The organism is Porticoccus hydrocarbonoclasticus MCTG13d (genome assembly GCF_000744735.1).
Lineage (GTDB): Bacteria > Pseudomonadota > Gammaproteobacteria > Pseudomonadales > Porticoccaceae > Porticoccus > Porticoccus hydrocarbonoclasticus.
This window is the reverse complement of the sequence record NZ_JQMM01000001.1, coordinates 943,178-965,543: the sequence shown is the minus strand read 5'-3', so window position 1 is coordinate 965,543 and position 22,366 is coordinate 943,178. Positions and strand designations below refer to the sequence as shown.

18 protein-coding genes are annotated in these 22,366 nt (G+C 54.3%); 11 read left to right on the top strand and 7 right to left on the bottom strand.

What is annotated here, in order from left to right:
• The first annotated feature begins 15 nt into the window (after positions 1 to 15).
• Positions 16 to 900, top strand: coding sequence for an ABC transporter ATP-binding protein (locus U740_RS04620; protein WP_200877041.1), 885 nt, complete (start codon positions 16 to 18; stop codon positions 898 to 900).
• Between the two features lie 4 nt (positions 901 to 904).
• Positions 905 to 1,939 carry an ABC transporter permease gene (locus tag U740_RS04615; protein WP_036859325.1) on the top strand — a complete coding sequence of 345 codons (1,035 nt, stop codon included), beginning with the start codon at positions 905 to 907 and terminating at the stop codon, positions 1,937 to 1,939.
• A 7-nt stretch (positions 1,940 to 1,946) separates the two neighbouring features.
• On the opposite strand, the gene ampE is transcribed toward U740_RS04615, so the two are convergent.
• The 4 genes from ampE to U740_RS04595 all read right to left on the bottom strand — a co-directional run bounded on the left by ampE (position 1,947) and on the right by U740_RS04595 (position 8,157).
• Entirely contained in the window at positions 1,947 to 2,786 is an 840-nt protein-coding gene (gene ampE / locus U740_RS04610; protein ID WP_051921202.1) for a regulatory signaling modulator protein AmpE, read from the bottom strand.
• A gap of 1 nt (position 2,787) precedes the next feature.
• On the bottom strand, positions 2,788 to 3,345 hold the full coding sequence (gene ampD / locus U740_RS04605; RefSeq protein ID WP_051921201.1) for a 1,6-anhydro-N-acetylmuramyl-L-alanine amidase AmpD: 558 nt from the start codon (positions 3,343 to 3,345) through the stop codon (positions 2,788 to 2,790).
• A gap of 116 nt (positions 3,346 to 3,461) precedes the next feature.
• The gene (locus U740_RS04600; protein ID WP_036859319.1) at positions 3,462 to 5,735 is read right to left on the bottom strand and encodes a DUF1631 family protein; all 2,274 of its coding nucleotides are present in this window, start codon (positions 5,733 to 5,735) and stop codon (positions 3,462 to 3,464) included.
• Between the two features lie 190 nt (positions 5,736 to 5,925).
• On the bottom strand, positions 5,926 to 8,157 hold the full coding sequence (locus tag U740_RS04595; RefSeq protein WP_160172046.1) for a DUF1631 family protein: 2,232 nt from the start codon (positions 8,155 to 8,157) through the stop codon (positions 5,926 to 5,928).
• 297 nt (positions 8,158 to 8,454) lie between these two features.
• Here U740_RS04595 and nadC point away from each other — a divergent pair, with 297 nt between their 5' ends.
• Entirely contained in the window at positions 8,455 to 9,309 is an 855-nt protein-coding gene (nadC, locus tag U740_RS04590) for a carboxylating nicotinate-nucleotide diphosphorylase (protein ID WP_036859316.1), read from the top strand.
• Here the strand turns inward: nadC and U740_RS04585 are convergent.
• Genes U740_RS04585 through U740_RS11800 form a run of 3 tightly spaced genes read right to left on the bottom strand, consistent with a single transcriptional unit; the run spans position 9,306 to position 11,563 of the window.
• On the bottom strand, positions 9,306 to 10,400 hold the full coding sequence (locus U740_RS04585) for an inositol-3-phosphate synthase (protein WP_036859314.1): 1,095 nt from the start codon (positions 10,398 to 10,400) through the stop codon (positions 9,306 to 9,308). The two genes, nadC and U740_RS04585, sit on opposite strands and share 4 nt — an antisense overlap.
• A gap of 31 nt (positions 10,401 to 10,431) precedes the next feature.
• A complete protein-coding gene (locus tag U740_RS04580; protein ID WP_036859313.1) occupies positions 10,432 to 10,824 on the bottom strand; it encodes a GtrA family protein in 393 nt (130 codons plus the stop codon).
• Between the two features lie 4 nt (positions 10,825 to 10,828).
• Positions 10,829 to 11,563 carry a CDP-alcohol phosphatidyltransferase family protein gene (locus U740_RS11800; protein WP_160172045.1) on the bottom strand — a complete coding sequence of 245 codons (735 nt, stop codon included), beginning with the start codon at positions 11,561 to 11,563 and terminating at the stop codon, positions 10,829 to 10,831.
• A 335-nt stretch (positions 11,564 to 11,898) separates the two neighbouring features.
• Between U740_RS11800 and U740_RS04570 the strand changes: the two genes are divergently transcribed.
• The 8 genes from U740_RS04570 to U740_RS04535 all read left to right on the top strand — a co-directional run bounded on the left by U740_RS04570 (position 11,899) and on the right by U740_RS04535 (position 22,303).
• Positions 11,899 to 12,924 carry a Fe(3+) ABC transporter substrate-binding protein gene (locus U740_RS04570; protein ID WP_036859311.1) on the top strand — a complete coding sequence of 342 codons (1,026 nt, stop codon included), beginning with the start codon at positions 11,899 to 11,901 and terminating at the stop codon, positions 12,922 to 12,924.
• Positions 12,925 to 12,946: 22 nt separating this feature from the next.
• Positions 12,947 to 14,611, top strand: a complete 1,665-nt coding sequence (locus U740_RS04565; protein ID WP_036859309.1) for an ABC transporter permease — start codon at positions 12,947 to 12,949, stop codon at positions 14,609 to 14,611.
• 1 nt (position 14,612) lies between these two features.
• Entirely contained in the window at positions 14,613 to 15,680 is a 1,068-nt protein-coding gene (locus tag U740_RS04560) for an ABC transporter ATP-binding protein (RefSeq protein WP_036859307.1), read from the top strand.
• Between the two features lie 159 nt (positions 15,681 to 15,839).
• Positions 15,840 to 17,339, top strand: coding sequence for a hypothetical protein (locus U740_RS04555; RefSeq protein ID WP_152556785.1), 1,500 nt, complete (start codon positions 15,840 to 15,842; stop codon positions 17,337 to 17,339).
• A 341-nt stretch (positions 17,340 to 17,680) separates the two neighbouring features.
• On the top strand, positions 17,681 to 18,994 hold the full coding sequence (locus U740_RS04550; protein WP_036859304.1) for a hypothetical protein: 1,314 nt from the start codon (positions 17,681 to 17,683) through the stop codon (positions 18,992 to 18,994).
• A 65-nt stretch (positions 18,995 to 19,059) separates the two neighbouring features.
• Entirely contained in the window at positions 19,060 to 19,308 is a 249-nt protein-coding gene (locus tag U740_RS04545) for a hypothetical protein (protein ID WP_036859303.1), read from the top strand.
• A 353-nt stretch (positions 19,309 to 19,661) separates the two neighbouring features.
• Positions 19,662 to 20,744: a class I SAM-dependent methyltransferase gene (locus U740_RS04540; RefSeq protein WP_200877040.1), complete on the top strand. Its 1,083-nt coding sequence runs from the start codon at positions 19,662 to 19,664 to the stop codon at positions 20,742 to 20,744.
• A gap of 146 nt (positions 20,745 to 20,890) precedes the next feature.
• Complete coding sequence (locus U740_RS04535) at positions 20,891 to 22,303, top strand: sulfatase-like hydrolase/transferase (protein WP_160172044.1); 1,413 nt, start codon at positions 20,891 to 20,893, stop codon at positions 22,301 to 22,303.
• Positions 22,304 to 22,366 lie beyond the last annotated feature (63 nt).

Genomic DNA, 22,366 nt, shown 5'->3' with positions numbered 1-22,366 from the left:
ATACACTACGCCGCCATGACAGCCATCCTCGAAGTACGCAACCTGAGCAAATCATTTCGTTCACTGAAAGCCGTGGATGATATCTCCTTTGCCATTCCCAAAGGGGCCTGTTTCGGGCTGCTCGGGCCCAACGGCGCAGGAAAAACCACCACCATCGAAATGGTGGAAGGCATCACCACCCCCAGCTCGGGTGAGATCTACTACAAGGGCAAGCCCAGAGACAGTAGCTTCCTGGAGGAAACCGGCATACAGTTTCAATCCACCTCGCTGATGGACTATCTCAGAACCCGCGAAGTGCTGGCCCTGTTTGCCCGCTTTTACGCCAATAGTACGCCCATTGAAGCGCTGATCGAGTTGTGCCAACTGGAAGATTTTCTGGACACCTATGCCACCCGCCTGTCCGGCGGCCAGCGCCAACGCCTGCTGCTAGCGGTGGCACTGATTAACGATCCGGAAATTCTGTTTCTGGACGAACCCACCACCGGACTCGATCCCCAGTCCCGACGACATTTCTGGTCATTGATACGAACCATCAAGGCCCGCGGCAAAACCGTGCTGCTCACCACCCACTACATGGAAGAAGCCGAGCTATTGTGCGATCAGCTGATCATTATGGACAAGGGCAATATCATCGCCGAGGGGTCGCCCCAATCCCTGTTACGCCAGCACTTCAAGGACAGCTACATCTGCCTAAACAGGGAAGATCTCGACGATGACCTGGCAAGCCTTGGCAGCCGGGTTGAGGTGCGTGAAGACGGTATTGCCATCGCCACCTCTGAAGTCGAAAAAACCCTCGCCGAGCTGGTGGCCCTCAATATCAATCTGCGCTCCCTGCGAGTCCGCAACCCCTCCCTGGACGATCTGTTCCTCAAACTCACCGGCCACCATTTAAGGGAATAAACCCATGCGACGAATACTGGCCCTGTGGATGGCGAGAAACCGCGAATACTACCGGGACAAAGGCTCCCTGTTCTGGTCGTTCATCGCCACCCCGTTTATCGTGATTGTGCTGGCGGTCGCATTCTCCTCCGAAAATGAGGAAATATTCCGCGCTGGCCTGTTAATCGACGGCGCCTCTGACCACACTTACAAGCACCCCTTTGGCGAAGAAACCGCCATTGGCCTAGTCGAATACACCGACCCACAGGAGGCTCTGCGGCGGGTACAGTTTCATCAACTGGATATTCTCCTCACCACCCAGCAGCCACCCCGGTACTGGGTCAATACCGAATCGGCAAAGGGCCGACTACTTGAAAAGCTGCTACTCGCCCGGCAACAGACCGGGACAACCTCGCCACCGAAACCGAACTGGCAGAAGCAGGAAGTCAGCGGGAAAAAAATTCGTTACATCGACTGGGTCATCCCGGGAATACTGGCCATGAACATGATGTTCAGTGGTCTGTGGGGAATTGGCTATGTCATCGTTCGCTACCGCAAAAACGGTGTATTGAAGCGGCTTCAGGCTACCCCTCTCAGGGCCTGGGAATTTCTGATATCCCAGGGGCTGTCACGACTGGGCATCATGCTTGCCGTAACCGTCATTGTGTTTCTGGTCTGCCATCTGTTTATCGGTTTCATGATGGCCGGCAGTTATCTGCTGTTATTGCTGATCGCCATCATCGGCAACCTGTCCATCATCAGCATTTCACTGCTAATGGCCGCCCGCACCGCCAGCGAAGAGCTGGCCAACGGTCTGCTCAACCTGATCAGCTTTCCCATGCTGTTGCTGTCGGAGCTGTGGTTCTCGCTTGACGATGCCCCCAACTGGTTACAGCAGCTCTCCCAACTGCTACCGTTAACCCACCTGGTGTCGGCCGCAAGGGGCGTCATGCTGGAAGGAGCCGGAATCCTACAGGTCGCCCCTCAGCTACTGGCGCTGGTCGCCATGACGGCAGTATTCATTACCCTGGCAGGCCTGTTGTTCCGCTGGCACGAATGAACCACCCTCACCAGAGCACCACCAACAGCGCCACCATTGACAGCGCAAAGATCAAGGTCCGGGTGAACAACGCCTGAAGGTTGGCCGGCATCTCTTCACCGGCTGCATTGAGCGCCACCTCATCCTCGGGCACAGCGTGTTCCACATAACTGCCCAACACCTCGGCACTTTCGGCAGAAGAAAAGAAGGAACACTGCCAGCGCCTGAGACAGGCCGAAAAATTACCCACGAAGCACATGGATATACCCACCAGCCTGACTGGCAGCCATTCCAGCAACCAGAGCCAGCCGGCATCGACAGACTCGCCAGTTATGACTGTGCGGTCTCGCCGAATCACCGACAACCGGTATAACAGTGCACCGGGAGCACCTGCCAGGATGAACCAGAACATCGCAGCAAAATAACGTTCGAAATAACGGTAGGTAATCACCTCCAGGGCCGCCTGGCGGGACTGCTCCGCATTCATCACATCGTCCTGTCGCTCGGGGCTGAGCACTGCAACATCGCGATAAGCTGCCTGATGATCACCCCGCCCCAGGTCTTCCTCATAGTCTGCCACCTCAGGTTCCAGGCTGCCGCGCCCGAGCGCATAGAGAAACACCAGCAAACTCAGCACAAACTGCGGCAAACCCAACCAGCTGTTGCCCAGCAACTCGATCACCAGCGCCAGGGCAGCTACCGGCAGCAACAGGGTGATCAGCTGCTGCACGCGGGGAGCAGACTGAAGCTTTGGCCAGTTGGCAAGCCGATCACAGAACCGGTGAAACCAGCCATCGGACTGGATTGATGCCAACGAACCCAGCTGACGCAACAGCAAAAGCCCCACCACAATTACAATAAACTCCATATCACGCCTCCAGGGCAGCGCTTAATCGCCGCCAGTCAAAGCAGGGGCCCGGATCGGTCTTGCGGCCGGGAGCGATGTCACTGTGACCGACAATACGCTGTTTTGATAGACCGGGGTAGTGCGCCAGCAAAACCCGAACCAGCGCCGCCAGACAGCGGTACTGCTGATCGGTGTAGGGCTTGTCATCACTGCCCTCTAGCTCTATCCCCAATGAAAAGTCATTACAGTTTTCCGCCCCGTCAAAGCAGGACTGTCCCGCATGCCAGGCACGATCGTGAAACGATACAAACTGCACCACGTCACCATCGCGCCGGATCAACAGGTGGGCAGAGACCCTGAGATCGACAATTTCGCGAAAATAGGGATGAGCGTCGGCATCCAGGCAATTGGTAAAAAAATCGCAGATGTGCGTCCCGCCGAATTCACCGGGCGGCAGGCTGATATTGTGGATCACCAGCAGTGATAACGCCGCCGTTGCCGGCCGCTGATTAAAATTTGGCGAGGGCACATGCCGCGCACCCGTCAGCCAGCCTTGCGAATCGATAGAAAAACCAGAAATAGTCTATGCTCCCAACAAAGAAACACCTGAATACTAGTGGGGATTGTCCATGGATTAAAGAATTAGCGGGGGCAGCACCGCAGCCTCTTGTTTGCAGCAGGTAAGCCAACATAGCCTCAATGCACCGATCGGGACTGGCACATCTCACCGACCACACCTTCCAGGGCACGATCAAACAGTTGGGTTTTTTCCAGTGGACGCAGCTTCTCGGTTTGCAGATCCATCGCCACCCGGTTGCGGTGCTTTTCAGATACTTTGGCACCCTGGCGATTCACAAAAATAAATTTACCGGAAGGCAACACAACACCCGCCAGCTTACAACGTCGCTTGTCGGCACCGTCATCGGTCATTTCAACCCAGGCTCCTCTGGTGAGGCTATCGGCGCGACGCAGATATTGCTCATCCACCGAGCCATCGGAATCTTCCCCCAGCGCGGCAGGATTACCCGGAATATTGGTTCTGAGCGCATCCACCAGCACCGACTGGAGTGGACTGGCAGACACCCCCTGACGCAGGCTCTCCTCACTGCTGAGCTCACCACGAAAATATTGTTCCATCGCCCCCAGCAAACGGCCCATGTCATAGGCATCGTAAGAGACGTTTTCCAGACTTTCCCTGATGGTTGTCAGTACCGGTGCTACAACCCCGGCATCCGCCTGCCCCTGGGCGACCAGTTCAAGCAAACGGTCCAACACTCTAATACTGCAATGCCATTCTTCAGAATCCTGACCGGACCGCAAGTGATTCAGAAACAACACCTTGCACCAGGCGTCCTCGGCAAAACTGACCACAAAACGCGGCAGGGTTTTGCCCTTTACGCGTTCCATCAGCACCCTCACCACAGCCTGATGGGCATGATTGACCTTTTCCGTGGCAGTCGCCTCCTCCATCAGCCGCTGCTCAAGCACGGCAACGCGACGGCGCTCCTTTTCTACCAGATCAATGAAATTCAGTAACAGCTGTGTCAGCGCAGCATGATCGCCGGGGGACTGTCCGGACAGCTCAGCGGCCACACCGGAAATCGCTCGCGCAACGGGGTCTCCGTCAACATCGACCTTTTCCGTGTAACCGATGGACGCCTCGGCAATTTCGTTTAACAGCCGTCTGGCCGGATGCTTTTCCCGATCAAAAAATGTGCTGTCCTTGAGGGCCAGCTGCAGAATAGGCAACTCCAGTTTGCGCAATTCCGCCGCCAGCTGGGCACAGGCAATCGTCTGGTGATTGACCCTGACAAACAACCTGTCAAGCAAATCGACGAGCCCTCGTTCGGTCCCATCGAGGCGGCCCTCTCCCTGCCGTTCGAGATGGCCATCAATGAGCTGCAAAAGCCCCTCGCTGTCATCAGCTTCCGTACTGACGGCATTGGACCAGTCCTGCTGCAAGTTGCCCACCATGGAGACAAGCTCGTCTCCCTCAATTCGCTGGTGCATGCTGGCATCAGAACCCGAAGTTCCCGACGGCCCCCAGTGCAACAGATTTTTCAGTTGGGAAAGCAACTGACCATAGCGCTGACCATCATCCTGTCTGCGTTTCTTCGCCTGTCCGGCACCGGCCTGACGGAGACTGTCGGGAGTGCGACTATCCGGGCCGGGCCGACCAACGGCCTCTTCAGAAGCGGAAGCCGGGGTAGTGGAAGAGGCGGGGGAAGAGGAGGAATGTGCAGCGCCAGCCACAGACGTCTGTTCTGGCGGCGGCGCCGGGGGCTTTTCCTGCTGACGCGGCTCAGCCCGGGCCTTGCGCAACTGCTCCAGATCGGGCAACACCCCCATATCGCTGAGACGCTTGTTGCCCTCCACCAGGAAGTCCTTCAACGACACCATTACCTGGCGATCAAACAACTTAAACAGCACCAGTTTAACCGGCAGCTTGAGCTCGAGGTGGGCCACAGCCTCATTAAAGGATTCACAGATTACTTCGGGCCCGACCGGATTATTTTTCAGGGTCACCAAGGCCGGGACCATTGAGCTGAGACGAGTATTGAGGGCATCAAGTTCAGGCTTGCAGAGCTCTGACACCCGAAACACCATGGTATCCAGTGCGATAATTTCTTCGAGCTGTTCGTTCTCGACCACTTCCAGCCCTTCGGGTTCCTGACTGGGTAATTCCGGATCCTGGTACTGACCCAGCTGCTGAAAGCTCTGGGTGAGCACACCAAAAAAGTTGTGCTCGATATTTTTTCGTTCCATCCGGATCAGACGCATCGCATCAAAATACATGGTTTGCTGGCGGTTGTTGTCCGCGCGATCAGCGAGATCGAAAAAGGTGTCATCCACCTGATCAAACATATTGTTCAGGCGTGAAGAGAGGAATGTATGGATACGCCCCTTGAGTGCCAGCAATGGCCGAGGTAACCGAAACAAAGCTACTGATAGCTTATCTACATCTGTCACTTCCGCCCTCTATTCCAGAACAACCAGTTGCTGATCATAACACTTACCTGCACACTTGAGTCCCAGGTTCTCCTGGAAGAATAGCTTAACAACAGGGAACAGCAACGGTGTCAAGCCACCAGACAGGCCGGCTATGTCACCAACTGTTCATTTGCCGCAGAAGAGGGCATCAGAAAAGTGTGTACGAGCCCTAATGGGCCTGACGGCTGGTTCGAATATCTTTTATGACACGCTCCAGGGTATTGTCAAACAAGTGTGAGTTATCCAACACAACCAGATTTTTGTTTTGTATGCTGATAGCGGTCCGGTTGCGGTTCATCTCGGCAACCTTGGTACCCTGGCGGTTCACAAAAATATAGATACCTGGGGGGGATATAACCCCAGCTACCTTGCAGCGCTTGTTCGAAGAAGTTTGATCCAGAAAATCAACCCAGGCGCCGCGACAGAGAGAATTGAGCGCTTTCAGAGACTCTTCATCAGGGCTTGCCGCCTCGTCACTTTCGGTGACAGCGTCCTCCTCCAGTTTACGATGCCCGAGCATGTCCGTTTTAATTTTCCTGATAACCACTGTTTCATGTGGTTTATTGGAAACAACGATTGTCTGAACTTTCGGCTCTGCGAGATCTTCCGTTTGGCCGGGCAAGTCCTGAGCGGTCGGTTCTGCCTGGCCAACACATTCCTCGGGTTTCTCGTTTTCAGCTTTATTGCGATAAAAGTATTCCTCGAGCCTGATTATCAGCCGCCCAAGATCGTAGGATTCATAAGCGATATCTTCGAGGTGCTCCTGAATGGTGGCCAATAACGACTTGACGTCGTCATCACTCACCTCGCCGTCATCTGCATGCGCCAGCACCCGGTCCAGTATTTCAACTGCAGTTTCCCACTGCTCGGGCGACGATTCAGTCCGCAGACAGGCCATGAACATGACCCGACACCAAGCTTTCTCGGCAAAATGTACCAACAGTCGAGGAAAAGACTTGCCCTGCATGCGCTCATTCAGGGTCTTGTCGACCAACTGGTGTGCCTGGTTGACCTTTTCGGAGGCTGCAGCTTTCTCTATAACCCGCTGCTCCATCATGAGGGCCTTGCGACGCTCCTTTTCTGTCAGCTGAATAAAGTCGAGCAGCAACTGTTTAAGGTCCTCCGTACCCATGGTTTCTTCAGCCGAAAGCTTTTGAGCGATTTCGGAGATAGCTCTACCCACAGGATCGCTATTGATATCCACATCCTCGGGGAACCCTATGGCAACCTGTGTTATCTCATTGATCAGCCTTCTTGCAGGGTGTTTCTCCTTATCAAAGAAACTGGGGTCCTGAAGCACAATTCGCAAAAGGGGTAATTCGAGCTTCCGCAACTCACGGGAAAACCCGCCCGAAATATGGTTTTCACTGCGCATTCTCGAGAACAGCTGATCCAGCAGACTGACCACACTGTAATCCTGACGCCCCAGACCGGGGCCGCCCTGCTGCTGGAGTCGCTCCTCAATCAGACCAAGCAGCCCCCCTTCACTGTGGTTGCTCTCGCCCCACTCGCGCTGCAAACCGGAAACCAGAGAAACCAGCTGATCCTGGCTGATTGATGCGCCAGAGCCAGAAGTGTAACCATAATCCGGCTGCCCCAGAAACTCCTGTAATTGAGAAATAAGCTGGCTGTGGCCGCCGGCTCTCTCAGTGCCATGTTTTGCAAAGGCGGGATTCCCCTCGTGATAATCCGGTTTTTTTGCCGTACCACCAACCTGAGCAGATTGACTGGAATTGATCGCTTTTTTTGCCTGCTGCTTTTCCAGGTCAGGCAAGACACCGAACTTACGGAGCAGCCGGTTACCTTCAATCAATAGAGGCCCAACAGCATCCATGACATGCCGGTCAATCAGTTTAAGCAACACCAGTTTTGAGCGAATGTCTATTTCCAGCTCCAACAACGTCTGCCGCAGTGATTCACAGATAATTTCCGGCCCAAGAGGGTTGTTAATTGCGGTGACGTCACTGGGCACAATGGAATTGATACGCATCACCAGCAACCTGAGATCGTATTTATGGCGCTTCGCAACTTTGGAAACCATGCTATCCATGGCTATCATTTCTTCGAGATCTTCGTTTTCTACCAGTGTGAGGCCCGCCGGGCTCTCCGTTGCGACTGCCCTCTGGCTGGCCCCCCGATACCCGCGGTTGCCAAGTCGTTGAAACGAATTGTCGATGGCCTGTGAAAACTTATGCTCAATGGATTTTCGCTGCAGACGAATCAAGCGCATGGCATCGAAGTACGTTGCCTGTTCACCGTTACTTGCCGCCCGATCGGCAAGATCGAAAAACGTATCATCCACATGATCAAAGACCTCAGCCAGCCGCTGATCCAAAACGACTTTTGCGTGATCTCTCAACTGGCGAAGCGACTCAGGCATTTCAAAGCCTCGGCCCTTCATTTTTTCAGCCTCAACTAACTTCAAACGTTCGTTCATCATTGTGTGGCCTGCTCGGAGATAAATCGTATAAGACGAAGATGGTCAACTATTGACTCGGATTATAGGTTTCTTACCCAGCACCCGGGATAAGTGAAACGCCAACCAGTTCCCAAAACTAACCAGTCGATCCTGACTTTGCCCAAAACCGAGATACAGATCACACTTGTCGCCATCAATAACTGCCGCAACTTATTCCACACCAGCCTATTCCCCCATAAACGACTGTTGTAATATGCCCGGATCGCAGCTGGATACCCTATGTCAAAGAATTTGCCTGAAAACCATATCTCCACCTCCGTCAAGCAGGCCCTCGCAGAAGATATCGGCGAAGGGGATATTACTGCCCTCCTGATTCCAGAAGAAAACACTGCCGAGGCCAGCGTCATTACCCGTGAACAGATGGTGGTATGCGGAACGGCCTGGGTGGATGAAGTGTTCTCCCAGCTGGACCCCGCCGTCAGGATCGAATGGCGGGTTCGCGACGGTGACGAGATAAAACCGGGGGAAATTCTCCTGACTCTATCCGGACCGGCCCGCAGCCTGCTGACCGGCGAGCGCACCGCACTTAACTTTCTGCAAACCCTCTCCGGTACCGCCACCATTGCACGGCAGTTTGCGGCACTGGTAAAAGGGACGACCATTCAGATTCTCGATACCCGAAAAACCATCCCCGGCCTGCGTCTGGCACAAAAATACGCGGTGACCGTGGGCGGCTGCCACAATCACCGCATCGGGCTTTACGACGCCTTTCTGATCAAGGAAAACCACATTGCCGCCTGCGGCGGTATCGCCGCCGCAGTCACCAAGGCACGGGAAATCGCCCCCGACAAACCCGTCGAGGTGGAAGTAGAGAGTCTGGAGGAGTTTCAGCAGGCACTGCAGGCCGGAGCCGACATTATCATGCTGGATAATTTCGATGAAAAACAGATCCACGAAGCCATCGCCATGAACCGGGGGGTCGCCAGACTGGAAGTGTCCGGCAACCTGGAAGTGGACAACCTCGCCTCCAAAGCTATCGAGGGAATCGATTACCTGTCATCCGGCAGCCTGACGAAGCACTGCCGGGCCATTGACCTGTCGATGCGGATACAGCTGAAAAACCTGCCGCACTAAACCCACTCTGCCATCAGCGCAGCATAGGACTCATCGTCCGGAATCTGGCGCGGCGGATGCTTGCAGAAGAACGCCGAGGGGATGTCCACAGCTCCACTGATACCGCGCTCCAGCGCCAGCTTCGCACAGCGAAGGGTGTCAATGGCCACCCCGGCGGAATTTGGCGAATCCTCCACCGACAGCCGCAGCTCAATATTCATCGGCACATCACCAAACAATTTGCCCTCCATACGGATAAAGCAGACCTTGTTGTCATTTTGCCAGGGCACATAATCACTCGGTCCCACGTGAATATTCTCATCAGCCAGCCGCTGGGGAATGGCACTTTGCACCGCTTCAGTCTTTGACTCTTTCTTGGAGGCCAGGCGATCCCGATTCAGCATATTCAGAAAATCCGTGTTGCCACCGGTATTCAACTGGTAGGTCCGCTCCAGTTTCACACCACGATTTTTGAACAGGTTACCCAGCGTGCGGTGAAGAATCGTCGCCCCCAACTGGGCCTTGATATCATCGCCGATAATCGGCAGGTTCTTTGCCTTGAAGCGGGCGGCCCAATCTGGATTGCTGGCAATGAATACCGGGATATTATTAACAAAGGCACAACCGGCCTCCAGGGCGCACTCCGCGTAAAATTCTGTGGCTTTCTGGGAGCCCACCGGCAGATAGTTCATCACCACATCCGCCGCCGCATCCTTTAACTGAGCCACCACATCGGCCAGACTCGGCTGGGGCTCGGACCCGGGCAGGAAAGTGCGGTCATCGCCGTAACCCGCCATGTGCTCGGAATAGCCATCCAGCACATTGCCCATGGAAACCGTTACACCGCAGGGCGGCACATCCGGGCAAAACACCGTGGTGCAGTTGGGCAGTGAAAAAATCGCCTCATTGACATCCCTGCCCACTTTTCGCTTATCGATATCAAAGGCCGCCACTACCTCAATGTCCTCCGGCCGGTAACCGCCCAGCTCGTAATTCAGCAAACCGATTGAATCCTGCACCCCGCGCAAACGGTAGTGGTAAATTCCCTGAATCAGCGAGCTTGCACAGTTGCCCACACCCACCACAGCTATTCTTATTTTCTTTCTTTCCACTTCGGCTCCTTAAACATAAAAACAGCACACACTAATCGTCGCTGACAAACCTGCCAGAGGTCACAAATACCACCCGCCGGTGCAGGGGATAATTAATAGCCAATGCCACTACAATCGCCACCAATATCCTCGCCAGCAAATAATCCAGCGAAAAGTAGGCTACCAGCGTCAACACCCCAACCACATTGGCCGCGGCGGCAATCAGACAAACCAGCATATAGCTGTAGATCTGCCAGCCAATACCCTCCCGATGGGCTTTGAAACTCCAGCGGCGGTTGAGAAAAAAGTTTACCAGCCCGCCACTGATCGGCCCAGCCGCCACAGCAAACGCCAGCGGCAGGCCCAACACCTGAAAACACAGCATCATCACCAGAAAATCGATAGCTGTGGCCACCACAGCCGATGTCTGCGCTCGAAAAAACATCCCGTCAGCCCGCCCGTGCTGACAGGTACAGCGCTCTGAACCGTAGCGCTGCAGAGACATTACCCAGTACGGCCAGGACCCAGATCACCAGCAACAACGGCAGGCCCTGCGGCCAGAATGCCGAGGCCGCCAATCCCAGCAACAGATAAACGTAGCGCTCCGTGCGCTTCATGACACCCCGGGGGACGGCCAGCGTCATGGCCTCCGCCTTGGCGGTGGTGTAACTGATCATGAATGAACCGTGAATCGCCAGCAGGCAACCCAGCAGAGCCCAGGTCTGATGGCGGAAAAACAACGCACACCCGGCCAGCAACATAAAATCCACATAGCGATCAATAGTTGAATCGAGCACCACACCACCGCGATCCGATGTCGCCTGCAACCGCGCCAGCATACCGTCCAGTACATCGCTGATACCGGACAATAAAGCCAGGAAAAACCCGCAGCCAAAATGGCCGAAGGCAATCGACACCGCGGCAAGCAGGCCGAGCAGCAAAGACACGAACGTGACCTGATTGGGTGTTATCGAACAGCGCTGTAACAGTCTAACCAGCGGTTCGACACACCAAACGGCAAAATTCATCACCCCCTTGCCGAGCAGCGCACTGCCACCCTGGCGGTCCACTCGCTCATAGCGCTTGAAACCTCCACCAGCCAACCCCCGCAGAAAATAAATCAGGCCGAGTGACAGCATCAACACAAATACCGCCAGCACAAACCATGCCTCGCTCTTTATCACCGCGAACACCCGGGGACCTGACCGGCTCCAGTCGGCAACCATTGACGGCGAATTCGCCTGAATAACATGCCAAGCAACATGGTTATTTTTATTTCACCTTCAGCCAGCATCTACGACCGGGGGAAACCCGTGCTGCTCTGCCCCCTCGACACCGGCCATTATAGGAAGGTCAAGAGCCGCTTCCCACCGTTTATTTCAAACCGATGACACCCGTTGCAATGAGAGGTGATAATTTGATCCAGCGCAACGATCCGCCACATATTTCTCAAAGCGACTGTTTCATTTAATAATAAATCTCATTACCATTAAGGGTTGTTTCTACCGGAGAGGGTGTTATGCAAATCAGTAGGCGTTTTCCACACTGTATTCTGGGCCTGCTTCTGGCCTGCTCCACTGCGGTTGCCTCAGCCGCTGAAGTCAACTTGTATTCCGCACGGATCGAGGCGCTGATCAAACCGTTGCTGGACACCTTTACCGAACAGACCGGTATTGAGGTCAATCTGGTCACCGGCGACGCAGACGGTCTGATTCAGCGCCTGAAGAGTGAAGGCCGCAACTCCCCCGCAGACATTCTGCTCACCACCGATGTGGGCCGCCTGTACCGGGCCAAAGAGGCCAACCTGACCCAATCGGTGGAATCGGCCACACTGGAGCAGAATATCCCCGTGATGTATCGCGATGACAGCAATCACTGGTTTGGTCTGTCTCTGCGTGCGCGGCCCATCCTTTACGTCAAGGACAAAGTGGATCCGGCCGAACTGAGCAGCTACGAAGACCTCAGCGACCCTAAATGGAAAGGCAAAATCTGTATTCGCTCTTCCAGCAATGTCTACAACCAGTCCATGGTGGCATCACTGATCGCCGCCAATGGCCTGGAGGCCACCGAAGAATGGGCCAAGGGGCTGGTGGCCAATTTCGCCATGCCACCCAGAGGTGGCGATCGCGACCAGATCAAGGCAGCGGCGGCCGGCCAGTGCGACCTGGCCATCGCCAACACCTATTACCTGGCGGGCATGCTCACCAGCGATGACGAAGAGCAACGGGCTGCCGCCGAGAAAATGGCCGTGTTCTGGCCCAACCAGGATGGTCGTGGCGCTCACGTCAATATCTCCGGTGCTGCCGTCACCGCCTCGGCACCCAACCGCGACAACGCCATTGCCCTGCTGGAATTTTTAAGCACCGATGCGGCACAATCCTGGTATGCACGTGAAAATGGCGAATACCCCATCCGCGACAATATCGAGATTGGTCCGGTACTGAGCAGCTGGGGCACCTTCAAGGCGGACCCGGTGGAACTGTATAAGCTTGGAGCCGGCAATGGCGAGGCCCTGCGCCTGATGGATCGGGCCGGCTGGCGCTAGCAGCCCGCCAAGCCCTCTCCAAATGCCAGACTCTCCACGACAACAACAGACTCTGATCAGTACCGGCGCAGTGCTTCTGGCACTGTTGCTGGCACTGCCGGTGATTGTCGTGGTGAGCTACGTGTTTGTACCCACTGGCGAAATCTGGAGCCATCTGGCCGCCACGGTGCTGCCGGATTACATTATCAACTCGCTGCTGCTAATGCTTGGCGTCGCCATCGGCACCCTGCTGATCGGAGTGAGCACCGGCTGGCTTACCAGCATGTGCCAGTTTCCCGGCCGGGGCATTTTCGAATGGGCCCTGCTGCTGCCCATGGCCATGCCCGCCTACATCATCGCCTACACCTACACCGGCATGCTGGACTTCTCGGGACCGGTACAAACCACCCTGCGGGAGCTCACCGGCTGGGGCTACGGGGATTATTATTTCCCCGATCTTCGCTCAATCGAAGGGGCCGCCATCATGCTCACGCTGGTGCTCTACCCCTACGTTTACCTGCTCAGCCGCGCCGCCTTTCTCAATCAGTCCATCTGCGTGCTGGATGCCAGCCGCACTCTGGGCAACGGCCCTTGGCGCACCTTTCTGTTTGTCGCCCTGCCATTGGCGCGACCGGCAATAATCGCCGGGCTGTCGCTGGCATTGATGGAAACCCTCGCGGATTTTGGCACCGTGCAATATTTCGGAGTCTCCACCTTTACCACCGGCATCTTCCGCACCTGGTTCGGCATCGGCAATGCCGCCGCCGCGGCCCAACTGGCTGCAGGGCTGATGTGTTTCGTGATGATTCTGATTCTGGTGGAGCGCTACTCCCGACGCCGCGCCCGTTACCACCACACCAGCCGCCGCCATCAGGATATCCACCGCTATTCACTGCGGGGCATGCGAGCCGTTGCAGCAAGCGGCTTCTGCTTCGGTATCGTCGCATTGGGATTTCTGCTGCCAGCCACTCAATTGCTTGGCTGGACGGTCAGCGTTGCCGACCAGGTCCTCGACGCGCGGTTCATCGGACTGGTGTCAAACAGTCTCAAGCTGGCCAGTTACGCCGCCGTGCTGGCTCTGCTGCTGGCTTTACTGCTGGCCTACAGCCAACGACTGTTTCCGGGCAAGGTTTTACAGGGTGCCGTCCGGCTGGCGGGCATGGGCTACGCGGTACCCGGCCCGGTGATTGCGGTGGGCGTTATGATCCCTTTTTCCTTTATCGACAACAGCATTGATGGCTGGGCGCGCAGCAATTTCGATATCTCCACCGGGCTGATGCTCAGCGGCACCGTGGTGGCCGTGATTTTTGCCTACCTGACCCGGTTTCTCGGCGTGTCGCTGCAAACGGTGGACAGCGGCTTGAGCAAAATCACCCCATCCATGGACGAAGCCGGTCGCTCCTTCGGTTATGGCCCCCTGCAAATCCTCAGACAGGTGCACGTGCCGATGCTGAAAGGCTCCCTGCTCACAGCCCTGCTGCTGGTCTTTGTCGACGTCCTGAAAGAGCTCCCGGCCACCCTGATTTTGAGGCCCTTCAACTTCAATACCCTCGCCGTGCGCGCCTACGAACTGGCATCGGATGAACGCCTCGCCGAAGCCGCGCCCGCTGCCCTGGCCATCGTCGCTGCTGGTATACTGCCGGTCATCTTGATCAGTTGGACCATTACCCGGACCCGCCGGGTGGCCGTCACCAGGGATACCCCATGACATGACATCGCAACTCACCGTCACGGACCTGCAAATCAACTACGCCGGAACAAGTATCCTGCAACATATCTCCTTCTCCCTGGAAGCGGGTGAAATCGCCTGCCTTGTCGGGCCGTCTGGCTGCGGCAAAACCTCCCTGTTGAGAGCCATCGCCGGCTTCGAACCGATTTCCGCCGGACAGATCGAACTGCGCGGTCGGATCGTCTCCGGCCCCGACAAAATACTGCCGCCGGAACAGCGCCACATCGGCATGGTGTTTCAGGACTTTGCCCTGTTCCCCCACCTCACCGTAGCCAGGAATATCGCCTTCGGTCTGCGCAAAATGCCTCGCGGGCAACGTCGGCAACGGGTCGACGAACTGCTCAGGCTGGTGGAGATGCAGGACTCCCGCAACCACTACCCCCACCAGCTTTCCGGTGGCCAGCAACAGCGCATCGCACTGGCGCGCGCCATGGCGCCGCGCCCGGATATCCTGATGCTCGACGAACCTTTTTCCAGTATGGACTCGGAACTGCGCGAACAACTGGCTCGTGACGTGCGCCAACTGCTGCGCAAAGATGGCATCACCGCTATTCTGGTGACCCACGACCAGAACGAAGCCTTTGCCATGGCAGACCATATCGGCGTACTGGGAGAGGGAGCACTGCACCAGTGGGGCACGGGGTTTGACCTTTACCACCGGCCTGCCGACCGCTTTGTCGCCGACTTTATCGGCCAGGGTGTGCTGCTGCCGGGCATGATCATCAACGATAAACAGGTGCGCACCGAACTGGGGATAGTCACCGGTGATCTGGAACCCGGCGAAGCCACCTCACCTGCCAAAATAGTCGACCTATTGCTGCGTCCCGACGACGTCATTCACGTTGAAGACAGCCACCTGCAAGCTGAAATCGTCGCCAGGGCCTTTCGCGGTGCTGTATACCTCTACACCCTCCGCCTGGAGAGCGGACAGAAAGTACTCTGTCTGGTGCAGAGCCATCACCAACACGAAATCGGTGAAATGCTCGGTATCCGTCTGGAGGCAGACCACCTGCCGGTTTTCAGGCGGCACACATCCCCGGCAACCTGACACCCGGTCACTTATCCCGGGCACCGTTTAAAAAACCACAAAACTCCGCTCTGCTATCTATCCAGACGGCTTTTGCCGGATTACACTTCGCACAGCTAATCTGCCCAGGCGCCGACTCGACCAACCCCTAAAAATAATAACTATTTTTAATAATCATTGATGCTAAGAAAAACCTGCAAGGATGTGGTGCTGTTCCCCATCACCATTTATCGGGCCTGTCTGTGGCTCCCCGCACGGCTGCATGGCGACCGGTGGCACCCCCGCGTCAACACGGCTCTCGGCTTGCTACTTTACGGCCTGTTTGGCCTGCCGCTGTCCATCCTGCTGTTGCTTGAAATGCTGATCGTCATCAATACCCAGCTGATGGCACAACCGATGGATGACGACGAAGATACACAGCGACCGATCTCATCGACCAGCTACAACCCCACTCACCACTGGCCAGGCAGGGCACTGGAGGAATGGCCCTCAGACCTGCAGGTCACACTGCCCGGCTATGTGGACAACGTATCCCCACCGCCGGACCCGACACTGCCACGCGACCAGTTTTATGGTCAGCTACTGGCAAGCTACAGCCCCACCCTCCTTCACAAAATGGGGCACGAACCACTGTGGGACATTCCCACCGACATTTTCTTCGACGGCGACACCGACCCGCGCAACAATGTGAGCAAAGCCCTGAGCCTAGGCACAGTGCCCGCCGTGGTCCACGGTGAAGTCATCGCCGAAACCCACGACGCCTACTACCTCACTTACATGCTCTATCACGTGAAGGACTACGATTTGCCCGTGCGGGAAGCCATCTCCGATGCCACTTTTCACGACGGCGACAACGAAGGCATTCAATTGCGCATCGACAAGGCCAGCATGCAGGTTACCCTGGTGGAAACCTGGTTCCACAACCGTTTCTTCCTGTGCAACCGCACCGGCGAATCCCAAGGCACCGAACCCATCCAGACCCGCAGCCTGTTCGAGGGCGGCACCCACATTGTCCTGTTCGTCCAGAGCATGGGGCACGGCGTGCGGTGCGCCAACCCCGCAGATTTCGACGAACTGGCCAGCAACAGCAAAATCCTACGACTGGCCAGCGACCCGGACGGGCTGATTGCCCCCGGCATCGACGACCACACCGAATACAATATCGGCTACCGGCTCGCCAGCCTGAAACCCTGGTACCGCCTGGCTAAAACCCACGCCACCTCAGGCAATCACGCCACGACCCTGTTCGAAGACACCATCGTGCTGGGCACAGATTCCACCGGCAGGGAAATTCAGATTGGCAAATTCTTCGCTTCCAACGACTTTGAAAAGCGCGCCTGGTCCCGCCCCAAACCGCCCTGGGCGTGGGATGATCGCTGGGACGACATCCCCGTCGCCCTGTGGCACTTCCACCCCGCCCTGGCCTTCAACAGCCACACCGGCGAAACCTACTCGGAGCAGTATCACTACAACGCCCCGATGAGCCTGATCTTTACCGCCAATGAAAGCTACACCGTACTCACCAGCCTGCTGACCGAACACTACCACCGTGCACCACAGCAGCTGGCGAGAAAAACCAACCCGGTAAACCGACAGCCGTCGTTACCGCCTGCAAAAAAATCGGGCATTGGAGTACAGGTCAAACGTTATATGAACTACGTGATTCATTCGTTGGGGTAATTCCGGCCAAACGATTCAGCACAGACAGGTGCGAGTATCGTCCCGCTCTGCCTCTTTACTGGCCAGGCACAATAAAAGACAACCACAACCCCTAGCAGCACAATCATTCACCCTGAATCTACCACCAAACATCTCAAAACATTGATTACCTCACTGTTATCAAGAGGGGTGTGCCTTTACACTAGCCCCTGTGTTGGCCGTAGATCACCCAATCCCCTATGTTTAAAACCTTGATTACATCCATTGTGTTCTTTCCGGCCACACTGTTCAGGTTCAGTTTTTGGCTGCCCCGAAAAGTCATGCATCCAGGGAGACATAGATACCACACAAGAGCCTGGGGCTTGGTCACCTACCTGCTGATAGGCATACCACTGACAATCGCCATCTTCTTTGAAGTATTGATCCTCCTTAATGGTCAGATTGTGGGAGAAACACCCAACTATCAATTTTCGGTCACCGAGGATGACATGCTTGAGGGACAGGACGTGGAGCTTCCGGGCTATAAACCCACCTACTTGGCTCCCGCCGCCACATCCGACAGGGACAGCTTCTATAGGTATCTGGTCGAGAACTACAGCCCGACCATCATTCATAAAATGGGGCACAGACCGCTTTGGGATATTCCCACAGACCTATTTTTTGATGGAGATCCCGACCCGAGAAATAACGTCAGAAACGCTGACATGGTCGATCAATTACCGTCGGTAATCCACGGGGAAGTTATTGCAGAAACCGAGGATTCCTACTACCTGGCCTACATGCTCTATCACATCAAGGATTACGACCAGCCACTCCGACAACTCCTGACCCACTGGACTTATCACGACAGTGACAACGAAGGGTTCCAGTTACGAATCGATAAAGAAAGCATGGCCGTGGCTCACGTAGAAACCTGGTACCACAACCGGTTTTTTCTCTGCAATTCCACTGGTGAAAGCAAGGGCACCGAGCCCATTCAGTCACTTTCTCTCTTTGAGGGTGGCACCCACATCGTGATCTATGCTCAAGCGCTCGGTCACGGCGTGCGCTGTGCCACCAGGAGTGACCTGACTTCACTGGATATAAATACAAAGATCATGCGTTACCAGCCAGATCCACAAAAACTGATTCCACCCCGGGCTGACCGGGAAACACAATTCGATACCGGTTACACCCTGACCAGCCTGCAGCCTTGGTATGAATACGCCACTACTGTTTCAGTGTCGGGGGAAAAAGCGACCACCGTTTTTGAGGACAAAATTCACATAGGTACCGACCAGAACGGAGAGCCCCTCTTTGTGGGCAGGTATATTGCGGGTGAAGATTATGACCGAAGCGCCTGGTCAAGGCCCAAACCGCCTTGGTCATGGGATGACAAGTGGGATCAAGTACCCATTTTTCTCTGGCACTATTACCCAAGCTATGCCTTCAGCAGCCATGCAGAGGGACGGCTGTCTCATAATTACTTGTATAACGGCCCCATGGAACACACTTTCAATATTACCGACCTGGATGAGATCCTGCCTTACCTCGAGTTAGAAATGGCTACCAGCCGACAGAGCAAATGGGACAACCTCTCATGGCGGAGCAACCTAGTCGGACAAAAGGATCTCTGGAACTACCTGAACTACAAGCTCAAGCAATACGTGAATTATGTATTTAACGGCTTGGGTTGATTAATAATCCCTCCCATATGAAGATAATTTGTGCAGGGGACTCACTTGTAACGAGGTGCATTAACATGAAAAACGTTTTTCTGATGATCCTTATCCTGACGTTTTCCAGTAACACGTTCGCCTACATAGACCCCGGCACCGGAAGCCTCATACTGCAGGGGCTATTGGCAGCTGTCGCCACAGCGACCACCGTATTTGGTATTTATTACGGAAAAATAAAACAGTTTTTTTCCAGAAAAAGACCTGAAGAAGGCCCGATGGACAGTGATGAAACCCCGCACAGCCAAGGGAATCCACAGGGCGAAAGGAAATAGTCCCGATGGAACCATTAACGGACAGCGGTTCCTTTCGAGACTCGTCAGGACATGTTTTTGAGATTGACGGACAGATTTACAGAACGATCAATGAGCCTGCGAGGCAATACTACGAACAGCTCAGAGATCAAAACTACCTGCAGAGCCTAGTAGAACAGGGCTGGCTCATAGAAACACGTGAAGTCGACATGACCTCCCTGTCCTGTGAGTTTCCCGACACTACAGCTTATGTTGTCAGCCATGAGCGCATACCCTTTATTTCCTACCCCTACGAATGGGGGTTTTCAGCGTTAAAAAAAGCGGCCCTGTTTCATCTGGACTTCCATTTAAAATTGCTGGCAGATGGTTACACCTTGACAGACGGAACAGCGTACAACGTTCAATTTAGAGGTACGACGCCCGTCTTTATTGACCTGCTGTCTATCAGACCCTATAGGGAAGGAGAGTACTGGCTGGCCCACCGCCAGTTCTGTGAATCGTTTATTACCCCGCTTCTGCTCAGAACGCGCTGGGGAATACCCCACAACGGCTGGTACCGTGGCAACCTCGAAGGTATTCCAATTGATGACATTTACAAAATGCTACCCAAAACAGCCTGGCTATCCTGGAACTTGCTGTTTCACATTATTGCCCAAGCAAAACTGCAGAAAAAGACAATTAATACGTCTGTAATAGATCCCGACAGTCATGACATCCGGCAAACCAAGTCTCCTTCCAGACCAATGCCTTTGGCCGCCTACCAACGGATGCTGACTGGCATGAGAAAATGGGTTGCCGGGATGCAACCAAAAGGATCCAAAGACCGCTCTGTCTGGCAGGATTACGCCACTGAAAACACATATGACCGTGCGGCCGAATCCACCAAAAAAGCTTTCATAGAAAAATTCATCGACCGGCAAAAACCCTCCATGGTATGGGATTTTGGTTGTAATACGGGTGAATATTCTGAACTGGCTATCCAGCGTGGTGGATGTCGCGTTATCGGATTCGACATCGACCAGAATGCAGTAGACGGGGCATTTCTTCGCGCAGAGAAACACAACTTGCCCTTTCAGCCGTTATATTTTGATGCGGCCAACACCTCGCCATCCCAAGGCTGGCGACAAGCCGAAAGAAAAGGGCTCAATGAACGCGGCCACCCCGATGCCATTTTAGCTTTGGCATTTATTCACCACCTGGCCATTGCAAAAAATATTCCTCTGGCCCAAATCATTGAGTGGTTACTTGATTTTGCCAACACGGGCATCATTGAATTTGTCGAAAAGGATGATCCGACCACGGCATTCATGCTTGCCAATAGAGAAGATATTTTTAGCGATTACACAAAAGAAAACTTCATATCCATGCTGGCCTCACGGGCGGAAATTATCGATTCAGTAGATGTGCCTAATACAAAAAGAACCCTATTTTCCTACAAAGTCATCTCATGCCAATAAAAATATCCTCGCCAATCTACCCTTTTCTTCTGGCTGCTTTTTACCCGATAAAATTTTTGAATGATAACGCGAAATTTTTTAATTTTATTGATATTTTTCTAATAGAAATCATTCTCTTAACAGCCTCTTTTTGCATCTTTGTTTTTTTGAAAAAAATCTACGGATCAAGCAATCGTGCAGCAGTCCTGACATTTTTCTTCGGGTTGTCGCTCGGCGGCATTGCCATGACTGGAAACGCCTCACTGGCCTGGCTATTCGCCACTGCCATCATTGCGCTAGCTCTTTTACGCTGGCGCCCACCGGAAACCCTGAATGTTTTTGCAAATATTTTCTGCTTTTATCTGATCGGGTATTTGCTCTTCCAGCTTTTTACCAATCAGGACTTTCAGAAAAACCCGGTCGCCGAAAATACATTTGCTGAGTACCAGAGTGCAGAGTCTGAGTTTAACGACCTGAATGTGCAGGCAGCGCAAGACTCCAAGCCATCGATACTTCATATCGTTCTGGACGGCTACTCCGGAGAGCATTCCCTGAAAGAAAATTATCACTACGATAACAGTAGCTTTGTCCGAGAACTTGAAAACAAGGGCTTTGTTGTTCTAAAAAACACCCACAGCCCCTATAACCAGACTCTACCAACACTCAGCGCAATTTTTCTTGGTAGGTACTGGGATACCGATGCGCATGAATTTTCGGGCAACAATAAAACAACCCGCCGCCGCTGGGGTCAACTCACAACGCAGGGACCTCTGCACAGCAAACTGAAAGACGCTGGTTACAGCCTACTTTTTACGGACTCTGGTTATCCCTACCTCAAACCCGCCTCAGATGCCGTTTTTCTTAAACCAAAAACGGGCCGGGACCTGATCAACGATTTCACCTATCACTACACGCTCAGAACCATCGTTGGCCCATGGCTCGAAAAATCACTGGCATCGGATTCCATCAGCCGACACAGAGATCTTCTCGTCAACGCGTTCTCCCATTCACAGTATCGGAAGGCAAAAAAACCTTTTTTCCTGTATCAGCACGTTTTGTCACCGCACCCGCCCTTTATTTTTGACCACGAAGGCAACACAACCAACCAGTTTTCGGCGTTTCTGACCACTGGCGATGGCAACCACGCGACAGGGCTGATACCGGAAAAAATCGAGCAATATAAACAGGGCTACATCAACAAGCTGAAAGTGACCAATCAACTACTGCTGGCCCAACTTGAACAGTTATTTCAAACGCCACCAGAGGATTTAATCATCATCATTCAGGGGGACCATGGCGGCGGCGCCCACCTTGATCAGAACAGCAGTGAAAACACTTGTCTCACTGACCGGTTTTCGCCTTTTTTTGCGGTCTACAGCACGAAAGCGTCCATCACCCAGACATTTTCAAACTACAAGGATCGTCCGTACAACATTGTTAACACCTACAGAATTATTCTCGGCGGGATATTCGATGAGTACTTGACACCACTTGAGAATAGATCCTGGTTCATTCCCTGGAACAACCTGAGCGGGATACATCCGGTTAACTTCACGCAAGACACCCATTGCGAACAATAGTGAGTTGCCAGACAGAGACGGGCATCAAAAGTATGTTCGTCCAATATTCTGTTTTCACCATGC

What these genes read in the sequence shown, in the direction of transcription:
- U740_RS04560 (WP_036859307.1), top strand. Translation starts at nt 14,613, where the DNA reads ATGACATCGCAACTCACCGTCACGGACCTGCAAATCAACTACGCCGGA.
- U740_RS04555 (WP_152556785.1), top strand. Translation starts at nt 15,840, where the DNA reads ATGCTAAGAAAAACCTGCAAGGATGTGGTGCTGTTCCCCATCACCATT.
- ampE (WP_051921202.1), bottom strand. Translation starts at nt 2,786, where the DNA reads ATGGAGTTTATTGTAATTGTGGTGGGGCTTTTGCTGTTGCGTCAGCTG.
- U740_RS04570 (WP_036859311.1), top strand. Translation starts at nt 11,899, where the DNA reads ATGCAAATCAGTAGGCGTTTTCCACACTGTATTCTGGGCCTGCTTCTG.
- U740_RS04620 (WP_200877041.1), top strand. Translation starts at nt 16, where the DNA reads ATGACAGCCATCCTCGAAGTACGCAACCTGAGCAAATCATTTCGTTCA.
- U740_RS04615 (WP_036859325.1), top strand. Translation starts at nt 905, where the DNA reads ATGCGACGAATACTGGCCCTGTGGATGGCGAGAAACCGCGAATACTAC.
- U740_RS04595 (WP_160172046.1), bottom strand. Translation starts at nt 8,157, where the DNA reads ATGAAGGGCCGAGGCTTTGAAATGCCTGAGTCGCTTCGCCAGTTGAGA.
- U740_RS04565 (WP_036859309.1), top strand. Translation starts at nt 12,947, where the DNA reads ATGCCAGACTCTCCACGACAACAACAGACTCTGATCAGTACCGGCGCA.
- U740_RS04580 (WP_036859313.1), bottom strand. Translation starts at nt 10,824, where the DNA reads ATGTTTTTTCGAGCGCAGACATCGGCTGTGGTGGCCACAGCTATCGAT.
- U740_RS04545 (WP_036859303.1), top strand. Translation starts at nt 19,060, where the DNA reads ATGAAAAACGTTTTTCTGATGATCCTTATCCTGACGTTTTCCAGTAAC.
- nadC (WP_036859316.1), top strand. Translation starts at nt 8,455, where the DNA reads ATGTCAAAGAATTTGCCTGAAAACCATATCTCCACCTCCGTCAAGCAG.